Genomic DNA, 16048 nt, shown 5'->3' with positions numbered 1-16048 from the left:
TAGCCCTCACCCCACCTCCGCAAACACCTTCTTCAGCGCCGTTTCCAGCTTCTCGAACATCTCGTCCATCTGAGACTCGGTCAGGATGAAGGGCGGACACAGCACCACCGATTGCCCCAGGGGTCGGCAGATCAGTCCCTGATCGGTGCAGGCATTGGCGATGCGCTCCGAGACCGAGAGCGACCCGTCGAACGGGGTCTTGCTCTCGCGATCCTTCACCGCTTCCAGCGCCCACATGTAGCCCACGCCGCGCAGCTCGCCGATATTGGGGTTTTGCGCGATCTGGGCGAGGCCGGCTTCGAGCCGCGGGCTCAGGCGGCGGACATTCTCGGCCAGCCCCTCGTTCATCACCACGTCGATCGCCTTCAGCGCAATCGCGCAGCCGACAGGGTGGCCCGAGGCGGTGAAGCCGTGGGGGAATTCCTCGATCGCCTCGGAGGCCGCCTGCAGGCGGTCCGACAATTCCGGGCCGAGGATCACCGCGCCCATCGGGAAGAACCCGGCGGTGAGGTTCTTCGACGAGATGATCGCGTCGGGCTGGAAGTCATAGGTCTCGCAGCCCCATGTGTTGCCGGTGCGCCCGAAGCCGCAGATCACCTCGTCGGAGATCAGCGGGATGTCGTATTTCTTGAGGATCTTCGCGACCGCCTGGAAATAGCCCTTGGGTGGCGTGATCACCCCGCCTGCACCCATCACCGGCTCGGCGAAGAAGCCCGCTATCGTGTCCGCGCCTTCCTTGATGATCGTCGCTTCCAGCTCATTCGCGAGGCGCTGGGTGAATTGCTCTTCCGTCTCGCCGTCGTGGCCCTCGCGCCAGTAATGCGGGCAGGTGAGGTGCAGGTACCCCGGCAGCGGCAGGCCGAAGACCGAGTTGTAGGGCTTGCCGGTCATCGAAGCCGAGACCGCCGTGACACCGTGATAGGCGTTCTTGCGGGTCAGGATCTTGCGCTTCTGCGGTTTGCCCTCGGCCCCATGCAGGAACCAGAGCATCTTGACCATCGTGTCGTTCGCCTCGGAGCCGGAGTTGGTGTAGAACACCTTGCCGTCCTCGAAAGGCGAGACCTCGATCAGCTTCTCGGACAGCATCACCGTCTGATCCGACATCCGACCGAAGAAGGCGTGATAGCCGGGGAAACGCGCATATTGCGCCTGTGCCGCCTCGATCAGCCCGGAGTGGTCGAACCCCGCGACCATGTTCCAGAGCCCCGAATTCGCATCGAGATATTTCCGCCCCTCGGTGTCGAAAATGTACGGCCCCTCGCCATGGGTCACGACGACCGCGCCGCGATCGTGGATCGTGGGCAGATCGGTGAAACCGTAGAAGCTATGCGCATCGGCGCGGGCCTGCCAGCTTTGGTCTTTCATCTCGCGACTCCTCCGGGATGGGCGATGGATGAAAGCGAGGCTATCCGCGGCGCGGTCGGCGTCAATGGTCCGCGATGTGCCAGGATGCCGCATGGCTTGCGCGCCGGGGCGGGGCAGGGCAGTCTGCGCCTCAAGCCTTATCGCCTCCCCGATCACGGAGCCTCCCATGCCCGCCCCCAATCCGCGCATCAGCCTCTGGGCGGTCGAGGTCTTCGTGGCCACGGCGGAGGAAGGCGCGACCACCGCAGCCGCGCGCCGCTTGGGCGTTTCGGCCTCGGCGGTGAGCCAGCAGCTTGCGGGTCTGGAGGGAGCCTTGGGCGCGGAGCTCGTGGACCGTTCGGCCAGACCTTTCGCTTTGACGGCAGCGGGGCGGGCTTTCCTGCCTCATGCCGAGGCAATGCTGGACGAATTGGCCCGCGGTCGTGCCGGGGTGGGGCAGGCCGATCCGGCGGGGCTCACGAGTTTCCGGCTGGGCATGATCGAGGATTTCGAGGCCGAGGTGACGCCGCTTCTGCTGGCGGGCATGGCCGACGAGCTCAGCACCTGCCGGTTCGAGCTGGAAACCGGGCCGAGCCACCGGCTGCTGTCGAAGCTCGAAGCGCGCGGCTTGGATGTCGCCGTTGCGGCCGAGCCGCAGGGCGCGGCGCTCGACGGGATCGAGCTGCACCCGCTTCTGACCGAACCGTTCCTCGCCATTCATCCCGCCGATGCACCTGCGAAAAGAGATCCGTCGCTGCCGCTGATCCACTATTCCCAGCGCACGTTGATGGGGCGCCAGATCGCCGCGCATCTCGCGCAAACGGGCAAGGCGCCGCCGCATCAACTGGAACTCGACAGCTATCCCGCGATCCTCGCGCTGGTCGCGGCGGGGCGGGGCTGGACGATCCTGACGCCCTCGGCGGTGCGTCATGCGCCGCGCGCGGGGCTGGCGCTGTCGCCGCTCGACGGGCCGCCCCTGACCCGACGCATCGTGCTGGCGGCGCGCGACGGGATGATGGCCGATTGGCCCGCGAAAGTGGCTGCCCGCCTGCGGGCGTTGCTGCAAGAACGCGTGGTCGGACCGGCGCTGGAAGAAGCGCCGTGGCTGGATGGGACATTGCGGGTCGAGGCGGGCTAGCGCCTCAGCCGATCCCCAGACCTGTCAGGGCGGCGGCCAATTCCTCGCGCGGCAGCATCATCAGGGCTGGCCCCTCCAACATGATCCGCACAGGCCCCGTCGCCCGGTTCGATGTGCCGACCCGCTCGGCGGGCGTGAAGCCGATCCCGTCCAGCGGCCATTGCAGCCCTTCCGAGCGCGCCTTTACCTCGCCGAATGGAAACAAAGAGACCCGCGTGCCTTCCGTCACATCCAGCGAAAGGGACGGGGGACAACGGAAGATCACCTCTTCCTCGGCCAGCATCACGACCCGGTGCGGCGTGCGGATCAGGTCAGTCATCGCGGCCAGCGTGTGATCGAGCCGCATCCCCGTGAAGCCGAGCGCCAGGATGAACGGCGCTTTGATCCGTTGCAGGCATTTCGCGAAATCGGTGCTGTCCTGCTCGGCCACCTGATGCACGCGCGGGCCAAGTGTCGTGCGCGCCGCATCCGACAGGGAATCGAGATCGCCGATCACCGCTTCGGGCTCGAGACCCATCGACAAGGCCCGATCTCCACCGCCATCTGCGGCCACGAGACAGGGGGCGATTGTCAACGCTTCGTCAACATCCGCATGGTTAACTGCGCCGGCGCCGAGAAGCGAAACCCCGGTTGACGAATGGACAATACTGCTAATCATGGGCTGATTGATGACGATTGTGGCAAAGAAAGACAATCGAGACCGGTAAAAAACCTTTCAAATGCCTTCTTTCGTCCACGCGAAAGAACCAGTTGGACAGGAATGTCGACGCATTGAGGTCCAATAGAAAGCGAGTGGTCCATGGTTGGTGCGAGCAAGATCCTGACCGTATCCTACGGCACCTTTTCGTGCACCTTGGAAGGATTTGATGAGCCTTTCAACACGATGAAGGCGATTGCGGAGTATTTCCGCGATCTGGCTGCCGACGACCGGTATTTCGGTGCAGAGCCGCCCCAGCCTGATGCGGAGATGCTTCACCGTATCGCAGAGCGCGAAATTCAGCGCCGGGTCGAAGCGAAAATTCAGGAAAACGGCGTTGTTCTGCGCCAGCAAGACACCCTTCTGGGTGGCGAGGCTGCAGCCGACGAGGCGCCCGCACCCGCTCAGGAAGAGCCGCTGGTGACGTCGGAAGCGCCGCAAGACACCGCGCCTGCCGCCGAAACGCCCGCACAGCCGGAGGTCGCCGAGACGCCCGAGCCGGCAGCCGCGCCCGAACCGGTCGCAGAGCGGCCCGAGCCCGAGATTGAAACCCAGCCCGTCGAACCCGAAGCAGGCTTCGCGCAGCCGGAAACCGTTGCCGCCAAGCTGCAGCGCATCCGCGAAGCCGTGGCCCGCGCTCGCGAGCTTCAGGCCGACAGCTTCGCCGAGGAAGACGAACCCGTTTCCGCCCCCGAGGCGCTTCTGGACCGCTTCGAGACCGAACCGTCGAGCGAAGCCGAAGATTTCGGCTATGACCTCGACATTTCCGGCCCGCTGAGCGCCGAGGAAATCGAACCCGAAGCCTCCGAACCCACGCAGCCCGAGGCCGAGATGCCCGAGGCGGAGGTGGCAGCAGAAGCCTCGGCAGACGCCGCACTCGAACAGATCGCGGAAGAAAACGAAGAAGCGACGGAAGTAGCTCGCGAAGACGAAGACGTCGTCACCGAGGAAGAGCCTGTCGCCGAAACGGAGGAGGCTGACGCCGAGGATATCGCAGCAGCCGAAACCGTTGCCTCGGAAGAGGACGCTGCCGACGAAGCCGAAGCCGCGTTTGGCCCGACCGACGACCAGATGGGGCGCCGTCAGGCGGCCCGCCGCGCGCGCCGTTCGGCCAAGCGTGCCAAACGCATCGCCGCGCTCAAGGCCGCAGCCGAAGAACTCGGTGCGACCGAAGAGGAAACGGTCGAACAGGCCGAGGATCAAACCGAAGAGACCTCGGCTGACACCACCGTTGAGGCCGACGCGCTCGCCGCGCCGCGGATGCGCGCGCGTGTGATCAAGGTACGCCGCCGCGAAACGATCGAAGCCGCGACTGCGGAGGTCGCAGCGGACGCTTCGGAAGAGCTTCCGGCGCAGACCGACGACGCGGCCACGGCAGACAGCGCAGAGGATCAGTCGATCCCGGCTGCCGAGCAGATCGAGGGCGACGGCGCGCAACAGGCATCCGAAGTGGCTGTCGAAGCCGAGCAAGAGGTGGAAGCCGAGGCCGAGCTGGAGGCAGAGGCCGAGGATGACGACCTCGCCGCACGTCTGGCCGCCGAATTGAGCGAAACGACGGAGGAGGCCAGCCCTGCTCCGGTCGCGCCGCAGGCAGAGCAGCCGCAGGACGAAGGTGATCGCGATAGCCGGATGCCGGGGCGCCTCTCGCCCGAGGCCGAAGCCGATCTCATGCGCGAACTCGCCGCGCTGCAGATGGAGAACCTCTTCACCGGCGCCGAAATCGAGACGGCTGACGAAACCCCGGAAGAGGCGGTTGCGCAGGCAGATGTCTACGAAGACCTCGAGCTGCCCGATATCGACCTGTCCGATCTGGAAGACGAGTCGGTCGACGCGCCGCTGGTTCTGACGCAAGACGAGGCCGCCGCGCCCGAAGCGGAAGAGCCCGAAGCAGCCACCAAAACCGCATCGCTCGACGCGCAAAACGTGCTGGTTCTGGGCAACGCGATCATCGCCGAAGAGGCCGAAGCCGAAGCGTCGGAAGACGAAACCGTCGCCGAGGATGAGGCCGAGGATATCTCCGCCGACGTCTTCGCACCCGCATTTGACGCCGAGGCCGCAGAAGAGGCCGAAGCCGAGGACGCGGAGGCAGAGGCCGAAACCGTCGAAACCGCCGATGCGGAAGACACGGAAGAGGCAGAAGCCCCGACCGAGGTTGCTGCGCGCGAGGCCGCGTCGCTCTCCGAGGAAGAGACCGACCGCGAAGCCGAGGTGGATCGCCTTCTGGCCGAGGCCGACAAGCAGGCCGAAGTCGTCGAAACCCGCCGCCGCTTCTCCGCGATCGCGCATCTCAAGGCCGCCGTCGCCGCGACCGTTGCGGATCGTCTTGCCAAGGGTCAGGACACCGCGAAAGGGGGCGTCGAGGATGAGGACGGATCCGAGCCTTACCGCGCCGATCTGACCCAGGCCGTGCGCCCGCGCCGCCCGGTCAGCTCGGGCGAGACGGCATCGCGCCGTCCCGATCCGTTGCGCCCCGCGCCGCTGGTTCTGGTTTCCGAGCAGCGCGTCGATGCGGAGGAAGCCTCGGAGGTCGAGGAGGTCGAACAGCCGGCTGCTCAGCCCGCCGCCGCGATCCGTCCGCGCCGTGTCTCGGCAGGTCAGTTTGCCGCTGCCCAAGGCGACGAATCCGAAGCCACGCCGATGAATCCCGAGCAGGCGACCAGCTTCGCCGAATTCGCGGAAAGCCTTGGCACGCAGGGCCTCTCCGATCTGCTGGAAGCCGCCGCCGCCTATACTTCGGCCGTGGAAGGGCGCCCGCATTTCTCGCCGCCGCAGATCATGCGCAAGCTGTCCGTGATGGACGATGCGGCTGACGTGCCGCGCGAAGAGCGGATGCGCGTCTTCGGCCGCCTGCTGCGTCAGGGCAAGATCACTAAGGTGAAGCGCGGCCAATACGCGATCACCGAAGCCTCGCGCTACTGGGACGAGGCGAAGATGGCCTCGGGGCAGTAAGCCCGGCGACAGATCAGAAGGGGCGGTCCTGCGGGGCCGCCCTTTCTCATTGGATCAGTACAGCCGCGCGCGCAGGCACTGGATCAACACGCGCGCGCCGGGGCCGATCAGCGCGTCGGGGAAATCGTAATCCGGGTTGTGCAGGGCCGGGCGGTCGCCCGCGCCCAGAAGCGCCATCGCGGCAGGGCCATGATCGGCGAAACGCCCGAAATCCTCGGAGGCGCGCATCGGCAGATCGGTTTCGGTGGTTTCGATGCCTTCGGCCTCAAGCGCCGCGCGCAGAATTTTGGTCGCTTCGGGAGTATTTTCGCAATGGCGAAAGATGTCGTGATAGGTGATCTCGCGCTCCAGACCGAGCGCTTCGGCAGCCTCATGCACCATCGCCTCGGCTTTCTCCACGAGCCCCGCCATCCCCGCATCGCGCTGGGTGCGCAGGGTCGCCCACAGCTCCGCCGCGCCGGGCGCGACACCGAAGGCGGGTTCGCCGAGCCGCGCATGGGTGATCGTCACGCGCGCGAAATCGGGATCGCTCTGGTGCAGATCGTTGCCGAGCGCCGTCAGGTCGGTCAGCAGCCGGGCCAGCGCCGAGGCGGGGGAACGACCGCTTTCAGGCAGCGAGGCATGGGCGGTCCACCCCGTGAGCGTGATTTTCATACCGCGCGAGGCGCAATTCATCACCCCGTCCTGCAGCGCCGCCGCCCCGAAGGGCACGCCGGGCATATTGTGCAGCGCGAAGGAGAGATCGGGCGCGATCTCGGCAAAGCGCGGATCGGCGATCACGGCCGCAGCCCCCGCGCCCGTCTCTTCGGCGGGTTGGAATAGCAAGATCGCGCGGCCGCGGATGGGTCGATTGCGCGACAGCCAGCGCGCCACGCCTGCGAGAATCGCCATGTGACCGTCATGGCCGCACAGATGCCCCTTGCCGGGAAAGTTCGACCGGTAAGGCGGCGTGCCGGTCTCGTGGATCGGCAGCGCGTCCAATTCGCAGCGTAAGAGAATCGTCGGGCCGGGCTCCGCCCCCTCGTAGATCGCGGCGATGCCATGCCCGCCAAGCTCGGTCAGCGTCCGGTCGGGGGCGGTCGGCAGCAGCATCGCGACGACACGCGCGGCAGTGTCGCGTTCCTCGCCGGAAAGCTCGGGGTCCTGATGCAGACGGTGCCGCCACGCGGTCAGTTCCGCGATGTCGGAATTGGTCAGGCTGTCGGGCGGGAGGGGGCAGGGCGCGCTTGTCATCGGGCTAATTTGCCCGTTTTTCGGCGCGCCCGCCAGAGGGTGTCACGGCTGCGACGGATCGTCGGGATCGTCCTTGCCGACGCCTTTGAAGATCGGCTTGAGCGGCGCGATCCACAGCAAGCCAAGCACGACATAGACGCCGAACTCGGCCCAGATCGGCAGCCGCCCCCAGCGCGCGCCCGCCCAGTTCACCACCGTCACCGCGACGACGATATAGGCGGGCAGCCCCACGACGAGGGCCAGCAGCGAGAGGCGGCGTCGGGCCTTGTAGCTCAGCGCCATCGGATCAATCCGCGAAGGGGTCGGTCACGAGGATCGTGTCGTCGCGCTCGGGCGAGGTCGAAAGCATCGCGACCGGGCAGTCGATCAGCTCCTCGATCCGGCGGACATATTTGATCGCCGCCGCCGGCAGATCGGCCCAGCTGCGCGCGCCTTCGGTCGATTCGGCCCAGCCTTCGATCTCTTCATAGACCGGCACGCAGCGCTTTTGCTCTTCGGCGGCGGTCGGCAGATAGTCGAGCGTCTCGCCGTCGAGCTCATAGCCGGTGCAGATCTTGATCGTCTCGAACCCGTCGAGCACGTCGAGCTTGGTCAGCGCGATGCCGTTCACGCCCGAGATCGCGCAGGTCTGGCGCACCAGCGCCGCGTCGAACCAGCCACAGCGGCGCTTGCGGCCCGTGACGGTGCCGAATTCATGGCCGCGCGTGCCGAGGCGGTTGCCGTCTTCGTCGTCCAACTCGGTCGGGAAGGGGCCTTCGCCGACGCGGGTGGTGTAGGCTTTGACGATGCCGAGGACGAAATCGATCGCACCCGGACCCATACCGGTGCCCGCTGCGGCCTGACCCGCGACCACGTTCGACGAGGTCACGAAGGGGTAGGTGCCGAAATCGATATCCAGCAGCGAGCCCTGCGCGCCTTCGAACAGGATGCGCTTGCCCTGCTTGCGCTTCTCGTTGAGCACTTTCCAGACGGGGGCTGCATATTTCAGAATCTCGGGCGCGACTTCCTTGAGCTTTGCGATCAGCGCGTCGCGGTCGATGGCTTCGATGCCGAGACCCTTGCGCAGCGGATCGTGGTGCTGCAGCGCGCGGTCGACGCGGGCCTCCAGCGTCGCGTCATCGGCGAGGTCTGCCACGCGGACCGAACGGCGGCCCACCTTGTCTTCATAGGCCGGGCCGATGCCGCGACCGGTGGTGCCGATCTTGGTGCCTTTCGAGGCCGCTTCCTCGCGGGCACGGTCGAGTTCACCGTGAATTGGCAGGATCAGCGGGGTGTTTTCCGCGATCATCAGCGTCTCGGGGGTGATCTCCACGCCCTGGTCGCGGATCTTCTCGATCTCTGCGAGCAGGTGGAACGGGTCGAGCACGACCCCGTTGCCGATCACCGAAAGTTTGCCGCCCCGCACCACGCCCGAAGGCAGCGCGTTGAGCTTGTAGACCTTGCCGTCGATCACGAGCGTGTGGCCCGCGTTATGACCGCCCTGAAACCGCGCGATCACATCCGCGCGCTCGCTGAGCCAGTCCACGATCTTGCCTTTCCCCTCGTCACCCCATTGGGCGCCGACGACGACGACATTGGCCATTGCTCTCTCCTTGGCAGGTGTAAAACCGCGCGAGGTATAGCGGCTGAGCGCGCGGTGCGAAAGCCCGCATTTGCGAGAGGTGGTTCGCTCTATTCACGCGTGACGCGCGCGCGAGGGGGCGGGTGCCTCCGGCGGAGATATTTGGGCCAAAACGAAGGGGAGGGCGGATGCAGGCTGCGTGGCTGTGCCGATTTGACCCCGCGAAAGCCGAAAATACACCTCTGCGGCCTTGCACCCTCAGTCTCATCCGCCTAGATAGGCGCGTCGCAAGAAAGAAGGCCCGACCCGTTCATGGAAAACGTCGTTCTCTCGATCCATCTGATCCTCGCACTGCTGCTGATTGGCGTGGTGCTGCTGCAACGCTCCGAAGGGGGTGGCCTCGGCATGGGGTCGTCCAACAGCTCCGGCGGCGGTGTCGGCGGGCTGATGACCGGTCGGCAGGCGGCCAATGCGCTGACTCGCGTGACCTGGGTTCTGGCCGCTGGCTTCTTCGCGACCTCGGTGACGCTGACGGTTCTGGCCGCGCAGAAAGCGGGTAGCAGCTCGGTGCTCGATAGCGCCGCGCCCGAGCAGAGCGCTCCGGCCGAGACCACGCCGGCCAATGACACGACCGGCTCGACGCCGTCGCTCGACGTGGTGATGCCGCCGCCGGCAAGCGGTTCGGATTCCTCGACCGGCGGAAACGCGGGCGAAACCACGACGGATACGCAAAGCGGTCCGGTTACGCCGCCCGCCGCCAACTAAGCCGTCACATCAGCCTGAAAACCGGTTCGCACCCACAAAACGTTGCGGGTGCGTCCTATCCAAACTCAATAGCTTGCGGTCTGGTTGCGGGCAGGCCGCGAATCGTGTAAGCATTAAATCCCGTGATCCTGACCCTCTTTGGGGCAGGGAAACCATTCGAATTTCGCAGATCACGGGGGTCTTCATGGCACGTTATGTCTTCATTACCGGCGGCGTTGTCTCGTCGCTCGGCAAGGGTTTGGCATCCGCCGCCTTGGGGGCATTGCTGCAAGCACGCGGCTTTTCGGTTCGGCTGCGCAAGCTCGACCCGTATCTCAACGTCGATCCGGGCACGATGAGCCCGTTCGAGCATGGCGAGGTCTTCGTCACCGATGACGGGGCCGAGACCGATCTCGACCTTGGCCACTACGAACGCTTCACCGGGGTTTCGGCACGCAAGACCGACTCGATCTCTTCGGGGCGGATCTACACCAACGTGCTCGAGAAGGAGCGCCGCGGCGAATATCTGGGCAAAACGATCCAGGTGATCCCGCACGTCACCAACGAGATCAAGGACTTCCTAGATGTCGGCGATGACGAGGTCGATTTCATGCTCTGCGAGATCGGCGGCACGGTCGGCGATATCGAGGGGCTGCCCTTCTTCGAAGCGATCCGCCAGTTCAGCCAGGACCGTCCGCGCGGCCAATGTATCTTCATGCACCTCACGCTGCTGCCCTATCTGGCGGCGTCGGGCGAGCTGAAGACCAAGCCGACGCAGCACTCGGTGAAGGAACTGCGCTCGATCGGCCTGCAGCCCGACGTGTTGGTCTGCCGCTCGGAGCAGCCGATTCCGGAGAAAGAGCGCGGCAAGATCGCGCTGTTCTGTAACGTGCGCCCCGAGGCGGTGATCCCGGCCTATGACCTGAAGTCGATCTACGAGGCGCCGCTGGCCTATCACCGCATGGGCCTCGATCAGGCGGTGCTGGACGCGTTCGGCATCTCGCCCGCGCCGAAGCCGGAACTGAGCCGCTGGGAAGACGTGATGGATCGTCTCGACCATGCCGAAGGCGAGGTGCGCGTCGCGATCGTGGGCAAGTACGTCCAGCTGGAAGACGCCTACAAGTCGATCGCCGAGGCGCTGACCCATGGCGGCATGGCGAACCGGGTCCGCGTGAAGGCGGAATGGATCGACGCGGAGATTTTCGAGAACGAAGACCCCGCGCCCTATCTGGAAAACTACCACGCGATCCTCGTGCCCGGCGGCTTCGGCGAGCGCGGCACGGAAGGCAAGATCCGGGCGGCCCAATTCGCGCGTGAAAAGGGCGTGCCTTATCTGGGCATCTGTCTGGGGATGCAGATGGCCGTCATCGAGGCCGCGCGGAACCTCGCGGGCGTCAGCGATGCGGGCTCGGAAGAGTTCGACCACGAGGCGGGCAAGAAGCGCTTCACCCCGGTCGTCTATCACCTCAAGGAATGGGTGCAGGGCAACCACCGGGTCGAGCGCAAGGTGACCGACGACAAGGGCGGCACGATGCGTCTGGGCGCTTATTCGGCCGCGCTGAAAGAGGGCTCGAAGGTCGCCGAGGTCTACGGCTCGACCGATATCGAAGAGCGCCACCGCCACCGCTACGAGGTCGACATCAAGTATCGCGAGCCGCTCGAGAAATGCGGCATGACCTTCTCCGGCATGTCGCCCGATGGCCGCCTGCCCGAGATCGTCGAGCATAAGGACCATCCGTGGTTCATCGGCGTGCAGTTCCACCCCGAGCTGAAATCGAAGCCCTTCGCGCCGCATCCGCTGTTTGCAGGCTTCATCAAGGCCGCGCGGGATCAGAGCCGGTTGGTGTAAACCGGTCCCAAGCTCGAAATTGAATAAGCCGCGCTCAGCTTTGCGCGGCTTTTTTCTTTTTCTTCTTGGAGGTCTTGGCCGCGGGCTTTTCCGCTTTGCCGCCGCCGCGCGCCGGGTCGATGTGGCGGGCAAGCTCGGCCGGGTCGAGGCGGATCAGCGCCTGGATGTATCCCGAGGCCGCGTCGAGCAGCTCGCACAGGGCCGCCGCGCGCGGATCGGCGCTGCGGGCTTCCAGTGCGGAAAGGTGGTCGCGCGCGGGGCCGATGACGCGACGCTCGCGTTCGGCCAGCATCAGGCGTGCCAGTTCCCACGGCTCGGTGGGCGCCACGAAGAAATCCTTGCGCGAGCCCGGCGAGCGGGCGGCCTGCACGAGACCCGCATCGCGCAATTCTTTCAGAGCGGTCGAGACATTGGAGCGCGACAGCCCAAGCTGCGTCACCAGATCGTCGGCCGAGGGCGCTTGCGCCGCGCGCCAGATCGCGCCGAGGCAGCGGCCCGCGGGGCGGGAAAATCCGAAACGGGGGGCGAGTTCGGCGAAGGCTTCGGGCAGTTCGGTTTCATTCATGCATCCATCCTCTGCCGCCTATTTTCGCCGCTCGGTTACGCGCCGGGTCGGCGCGCCGCGGACAGCCCCGCGATCAGCGCGGCCTCCCCGTCGCCCAAAGTGACCTGCGCGCCCTGCGCTTGCAAGCCGCGGGTGCAAATTTCCGACCAGCCGGGGGCGGAGGCGGAGGACAGCGCGAGCACGGTTTGCCCGAGCCACCACGGTTTCGCTGCGGCGAGTTCCGCGCCGAGCACGGCGCCAGTGGCGCGCGGGGCGGGACGTCCGAGGCTGAGGGGCGCCAATTCGCGGGCGAGGCGCTCGGGGCGCGAAAGCGTATCGGCGAGGGCTGCGTCGAACCCGTCGCCTGCCTCCAGCGGTGCGCCAAGAGCGGCCAGCATCGCGGCGGAGCCTGCGCGCATCGCGCTGACCACTTCGCCCGCCGAGATATGCGCCCAGATCGCGCTTGCGCCGCAGATCCAGATCACGCCATCGAATTGCGGGAGGCCGGCGAGGATGCCGGCGATCCGGGCCGCCTCGGGGGCGGTGATCTCGGTGCCGTCGCTGTCTTGGATCAGGCCGGGCAGGGCGGGATAGCTTTGCCCGCCGATTTCGGTCAGCGGCAGCGCGCCTTCGGGGCGAGGGGTGCAGGGCAGGGCGCGCGGGGCAGGGCCTGCAGCGGAGGCCGCCACGATCGCAGCGGCCCCGTCGGGCAAAAGCGGGCGGGCGGCGGGCCCGGATTTGCGGTCGCTCACCGCCCCGTCCGAGACATGTGCAGCGCGCCAGCGCCCGAATTCTTCCGTAAGTGCGATCCAATCAGCCATGGCGCATCAGATCGCACGGAGGTGGTGCGGGATCAACCCTGCGACAGGCAGGCGGTGATCGTGTCCGCCATTCCCTGCATCAGGTCGTTGTACAGGCCGGGGCCATAGGTCAGCGCGGTGCCGGACGGATCGAGCGGCTTGCCGAGCGTGACCGGCGTCCCATCGACGAGGATTTCGACCATTTTCGGGTCGTGGTTCGCCTCCGGGAAAGCACAGACGGCATCCTTCGCCGAGGCCTCGTCGCGCAGGCTCACGAGATGGGCCGCGCCGGGGGTCGAGGCGTCGCTGGGGGCGAGCGCACCCATGATGGTCAGCCCGTAATGATCGGCCAGATAGCCATAGGCCGCGTGATAAACGAGGAAGGGCTTATCCGCGACGGGGGCGAATTCAGCCTTGAGTTTGGCGTCGAGCGTCTCGATCCGCGCCTGCGCGGCCTCGGCATTGGCCGCGTAGGTGTCGGCATGTTCGGGATCGGCCTTGGAGAGGTCGTCGGCGATCAGGCCGAGCCAGAGCTTCGCATTGTCGGGGTCGAGCCACGCATGGGGATCGGTCATCTGATCGACCTCGGCGTGGTCGTCGTGCCCCGCCTCGGCGTGATCCTCGTCCTCGTCGAGATCGGCGCTGTGATCATGCGGGTCCTGCGCCGAGAAGCTGCGTACATTCGTTCCGGGCGCCTGAAGCAATTCGATCGACTGGCCTTTCCCTCCGACCCCGTCGAGCGCGCGTTCCAGCCACGGCGTTAGCCGCGGGCCGATCCAGAAGACGAGATCGGCGTCCTGCAGATCGCGCGCTTGGCTGGGTCTCAGCTGATAGTGGTGCGGGTCCGAATTCTGACCGAGCAGCACTTCGGGCTTGCCCAGATCGCCCATCACCTGCGCGACGAGCGACTGCACCGGGGGCACATCGGTGACGACGCTGGGCACTTCGGCTTGGGCGAGGGCGGGCAGTGCGGCAAGCGCGCTCACGAGAACGGGAAGGGTGGGGCGCATCGGATGTCTCCTGTCCAACTTGATCTGAGGAGCGGAACATGTATGTTATAAAATCACTCGTCAAGAAGAAATGTGATAAGGTAACGCTCTCGTGGGATCTTCGACCTCTTCCGCCAAGGCTTTCACGCCGCATGACCACAGCCGATGCGCCGGCACGACGCTGGCGCGCGCCGAGGCTGTCGCCGCCGAAAAGGGCGCGCGTCTGACCCCGGTGCGCAAGCGCGCGCTGGAAATTCTGCTGGAAGAACATCGGGCTATGGGCGCCTACGAGGTGCTCGACCGGCTCGCAGAGGATGGGTTCGGCAAGCAGCCGCCCGTGGCCTATCGCGCGCTGGAATTCCTTGTCGAGCACGGTCTTGCGCATCGCGTGCGCCGCCTGAATGCCTTCGCCGCCTGCATGAGCCCGGGCGAGGAACATGCGCCGGTCTTCCTGATCTGCCGCAATTGCGGAGAGGTCGCCGAGGCTGGGCCCGAAGAGGGGGCCGAAGAGGTGCGCCGCGCGCTGCAGGGCGCGGCGGAGCGGCTGAATTTCCATGTCGAGCGGGCGACCGTCGAGGCGCTGGGGCTGTGCCCGAACTGCGCCGCTGAGGAGGCGCAATGAGCGAGTTGATCACGGCGCAGGGCCTGAGCGTGCGCCATGGCGAGGTCGAAGTGCTTCACGGCGTCGACTTCACGATTTTCCCGGGCGAGATCGTCACTGTCGTCGGGCCGAACGGGTCGGGCAAATCGACGCTGATCCGCGCCCTGATCGGACTGGAACGCGCAGCGCGGGGCAAGGTGAACCGTCAGGCGGGGCTGCGGATCGGCTATGTCCCGCAAAAGCTGCATGTCGATGCGAGCCTGCCGTTGACGGTGCGCCGCTTCCTGTCGCTGCCCAAGCGCGTCTCGAACGCGCGCGCCGAGGCCGCCCTGGAACGCACCGGCGTGCCGCATCTGGGCGCGCGGCAGATTTCGCGGCTCTCGGGCGGGCAGTTTCAACGTGTGCTTCTAGCGCGTGCCTTGCTGTCGGAGCCGCAAATCCTGATCCTCGACGAGCCGACGCAGGGGCTCGACCAGCCCGGCACGGCGGGGTTCTACAAGCTGATCGAAGAGGTCCGTCAGGAAACCGGCTGCGCGGTGCTGATGGTCAGTCACGATCTGCACGTCGTGATGTCGGCCTCGGATCGGGTGATCTGCCTCAACGGCCATGTCTGCTGTCAGGGCACGCCGAAGGTGGTGGCCGAGGCGCCGGAATATCGCGCGCTGTTCGGGATGGGCACGCAAGGGGCCTTCGCGCTCTATCAGCACAGCCACGATCATGGCGAACATGCGGATCACGCGACCTGCGGCCACGATCACGACCACGCCCATGACGAGGCACAAGACGGCACTCAAACCCACGGGCAGGCGCATGTTTGACGATTTTCTTTTCCGCGCGGCGCTGGCCGGGATCGGCCTGACCTTCGCGACCGGCCCCTTGGGCTCTTTCGTGGTGTGGCGGCGGATGGCCTATTTCGGCGATGCGACGGCGCATGCGGCGATCCTCGGCGTGGCGCTGAGCTTCGCTTTCGGTATTTCGGTCTATCTCGGCACGCTCGGCGTGGCGCTGGCGATGGCTCTCACCGTTGCGCGGCTGTCGGGGCGCGGCCATGCGATGGACACGCTCTTGGGTGTGCTCGCCCATTCCGCACTGGCCTTCGGCCTCGTCGCGGCGTCGCTGCAATCGGGGTTGCGGGTCGATCTGTCGGCATGGCTGTTCGGCGATATTCTCGCCGTGTCGCGCAGCGATCTGGCCGTGGTCTGGGGTGGCTCGGCCGTGGTCGTGGCGCTGTTGGCATGGCGCTGGCAGGGGCTGTTGACCGCGACGATCAATGACGAGTTGGCGATGTCTTCGGGGCTCGATCCGCGGCGCGAGCAGATGGCGCTGACCATCGCGCTGGCGCTGACTGTGGCGGTGGCGATCAAGATCGTCGGCGCGCTTCTGATCGCGGCGCTGCTCATCATCCCGGCGGCGACGGCGCGGCAATTCGCGCGCGGGCCCGAGGCGATGGCGGCGGGCGCGACCGGGGTGGGGATCGCTTCGGTGCTGCTGGGGCTCTGGGGGTCGTTGCAGTTCGACACCCCTGCCGGTCCGTCGATCGTGGCGGCCTCGACCGTGCTCTTCGTACTGTCCTTGCCGCTGCGTCGCGCGCGCTAAGCC

15 protein-coding genes are annotated in these 16048 nt (G+C 66.5%); 7 read left to right on the top strand and 8 right to left on the bottom strand.

Annotated features, from left to right (window positions below):
- Positions 1 to 6: 6 nt before the first annotated feature.
- Positions 7 to 1365: an aminotransferase gene (locus tag BMI91_RS03115; RefSeq protein ID WP_078603920.1), complete on the bottom strand. Its 1359-nt coding sequence runs from the start codon at positions 1363 to 1365 to the stop codon at positions 7 to 9.
- A 166-nt stretch (positions 1366 to 1531) separates the two neighbouring features.
- On the opposite strand from BMI91_RS03115, the gene BMI91_RS03110 reads away from it, so the two are divergent.
- Positions 1532 to 2482 (top strand): LysR family transcriptional regulator, encoded by a 951-nt coding sequence (locus BMI91_RS03110; protein WP_078519629.1) that lies wholly within the window; start codon positions 1532 to 1534, stop codon positions 2480 to 2482.
- Between the two features lie 4 nt (positions 2483 to 2486).
- Here the strand turns inward: BMI91_RS03110 and BMI91_RS03105 are convergent, their stop codons facing one another.
- Positions 2487 to 3140: a thiamine diphosphokinase gene (locus BMI91_RS03105; RefSeq protein ID WP_078547276.1), complete on the bottom strand. Its 654-nt coding sequence runs from the start codon at positions 3138 to 3140 to the stop codon at positions 2487 to 2489.
- Between the two features lie 141 nt (positions 3141 to 3281).
- Here BMI91_RS03105 and BMI91_RS03100 point away from each other — a divergent pair, with 141 nt between their 5' ends.
- The gene (locus BMI91_RS03100) at positions 3282 to 6128 is read left to right on the top strand and encodes a hypothetical protein (protein WP_078603919.1); all 2847 of its coding nucleotides are present in this window, start codon (positions 3282 to 3284) and stop codon (positions 6126 to 6128) included.
- Positions 6129 to 6182: 54 nt separating this feature from the next.
- On the opposite strand, the gene BMI91_RS03095 is transcribed toward BMI91_RS03100, so the two are convergent.
- The 3 genes from BMI91_RS03095 to BMI91_RS03085 are packed head-to-tail and all read right to left on the bottom strand — an operon-like array spanning position 6183 to position 8943.
- Positions 6183 to 7361, bottom strand: a complete 1179-nt coding sequence (locus tag BMI91_RS03095) for an amidohydrolase (protein WP_078603918.1) — start codon at positions 7359 to 7361, stop codon at positions 6183 to 6185.
- A gap of 42 nt (positions 7362 to 7403) precedes the next feature.
- Positions 7404 to 7643: a DUF2842 domain-containing protein gene (locus BMI91_RS03090; protein ID WP_078539696.1), complete on the bottom strand. Its 240-nt coding sequence runs from the start codon at positions 7641 to 7643 to the stop codon at positions 7404 to 7406.
- A 4-nt stretch (positions 7644 to 7647) separates the two neighbouring features.
- The gene (locus tag BMI91_RS03085) at positions 7648 to 8943 is read right to left on the bottom strand and encodes an adenylosuccinate synthase (RefSeq protein WP_078539695.1); all 1296 of its coding nucleotides are present in this window, start codon (positions 8941 to 8943) and stop codon (positions 7648 to 7650) included.
- Between the two features lie 291 nt (positions 8944 to 9234).
- Here BMI91_RS03085 and secG point away from each other — a divergent pair, with 291 nt between their 5' ends.
- Positions 9235 to 9687 carry a preprotein translocase subunit SecG gene (gene secG, locus BMI91_RS03080; protein ID WP_078603917.1) on the top strand — a complete coding sequence of 151 codons (453 nt, stop codon included), beginning with the start codon at positions 9235 to 9237 and terminating at the stop codon, positions 9685 to 9687.
- 184 nt (positions 9688 to 9871) lie between these two features.
- Positions 9872 to 11515, top strand: coding sequence for a CTP synthase (locus BMI91_RS03075; RefSeq protein ID WP_078519623.1), 1644 nt, complete (start codon positions 9872 to 9874; stop codon positions 11513 to 11515).
- 34 nt (positions 11516 to 11549) lie between these two features.
- On the opposite strand, the gene BMI91_RS03070 is transcribed toward BMI91_RS03075, so the two are convergent.
- The 3 genes from BMI91_RS03070 to BMI91_RS03060 are packed head-to-tail and all read right to left on the bottom strand — an operon-like array spanning position 11550 to position 13869.
- On the bottom strand, positions 11550 to 12080 hold the full coding sequence (locus tag BMI91_RS03070) for a GbsR/MarR family transcriptional regulator (RefSeq protein ID WP_078603916.1): 531 nt from the start codon (positions 12078 to 12080) through the stop codon (positions 11550 to 11552).
- Between the two features lie 35 nt (positions 12081 to 12115).
- A complete protein-coding gene (locus BMI91_RS03065) occupies positions 12116 to 12880 on the bottom strand; it encodes a 2-dehydro-3-deoxygalactonokinase (RefSeq protein WP_078603915.1) in 765 nt (254 codons plus the stop codon).
- A gap of 32 nt (positions 12881 to 12912) precedes the next feature.
- The gene (locus tag BMI91_RS03060) at positions 12913 to 13869 is read right to left on the bottom strand and encodes a zinc ABC transporter substrate-binding protein (RefSeq protein WP_078599434.1); all 957 of its coding nucleotides are present in this window, start codon (positions 13867 to 13869) and stop codon (positions 12913 to 12915) included.
- Between the two features lie 91 nt (positions 13870 to 13960).
- Between BMI91_RS03060 and BMI91_RS03055 the strand changes: the two genes are divergently transcribed.
- The 3 genes from BMI91_RS03055 to BMI91_RS03045 are packed head-to-tail and all read left to right on the top strand — an operon-like array spanning position 13961 to position 16045.
- Positions 13961 to 14470: a Fur family transcriptional regulator gene (locus BMI91_RS03055; RefSeq protein WP_078569424.1), complete on the top strand. Its 510-nt coding sequence runs from the start codon at positions 13961 to 13963 to the stop codon at positions 14468 to 14470.
- Positions 14467 to 15267: a metal ABC transporter ATP-binding protein gene (locus BMI91_RS03050; protein ID WP_078603914.1), complete on the top strand. Its 801-nt coding sequence runs from the start codon at positions 14467 to 14469 to the stop codon at positions 15265 to 15267. Before BMI91_RS03055 ends, BMI91_RS03050 begins: the two co-directional genes overlap by 4 nt.
- Positions 15260 to 16045 (top strand): metal ABC transporter permease, encoded by a 786-nt coding sequence (locus BMI91_RS03045; RefSeq protein ID WP_078519617.1) that lies wholly within the window; start codon positions 15260 to 15262, stop codon positions 16043 to 16045. Before BMI91_RS03050 ends, BMI91_RS03045 begins: the two co-directional genes overlap by 8 nt.
- Positions 16046 to 16048: the final 3 nt, after the last annotated feature.

It is taken from the genome of Thioclava sediminum (assembly GCF_002020355.1).
Classification (GTDB): domain Bacteria; phylum Pseudomonadota; class Alphaproteobacteria; order Rhodobacterales; family Rhodobacteraceae; genus Thioclava; species Thioclava sediminum.
Note: the sequence above shows the minus strand (reverse complement) of the source record. Positions and strands in the feature narration are given on the sequence as shown.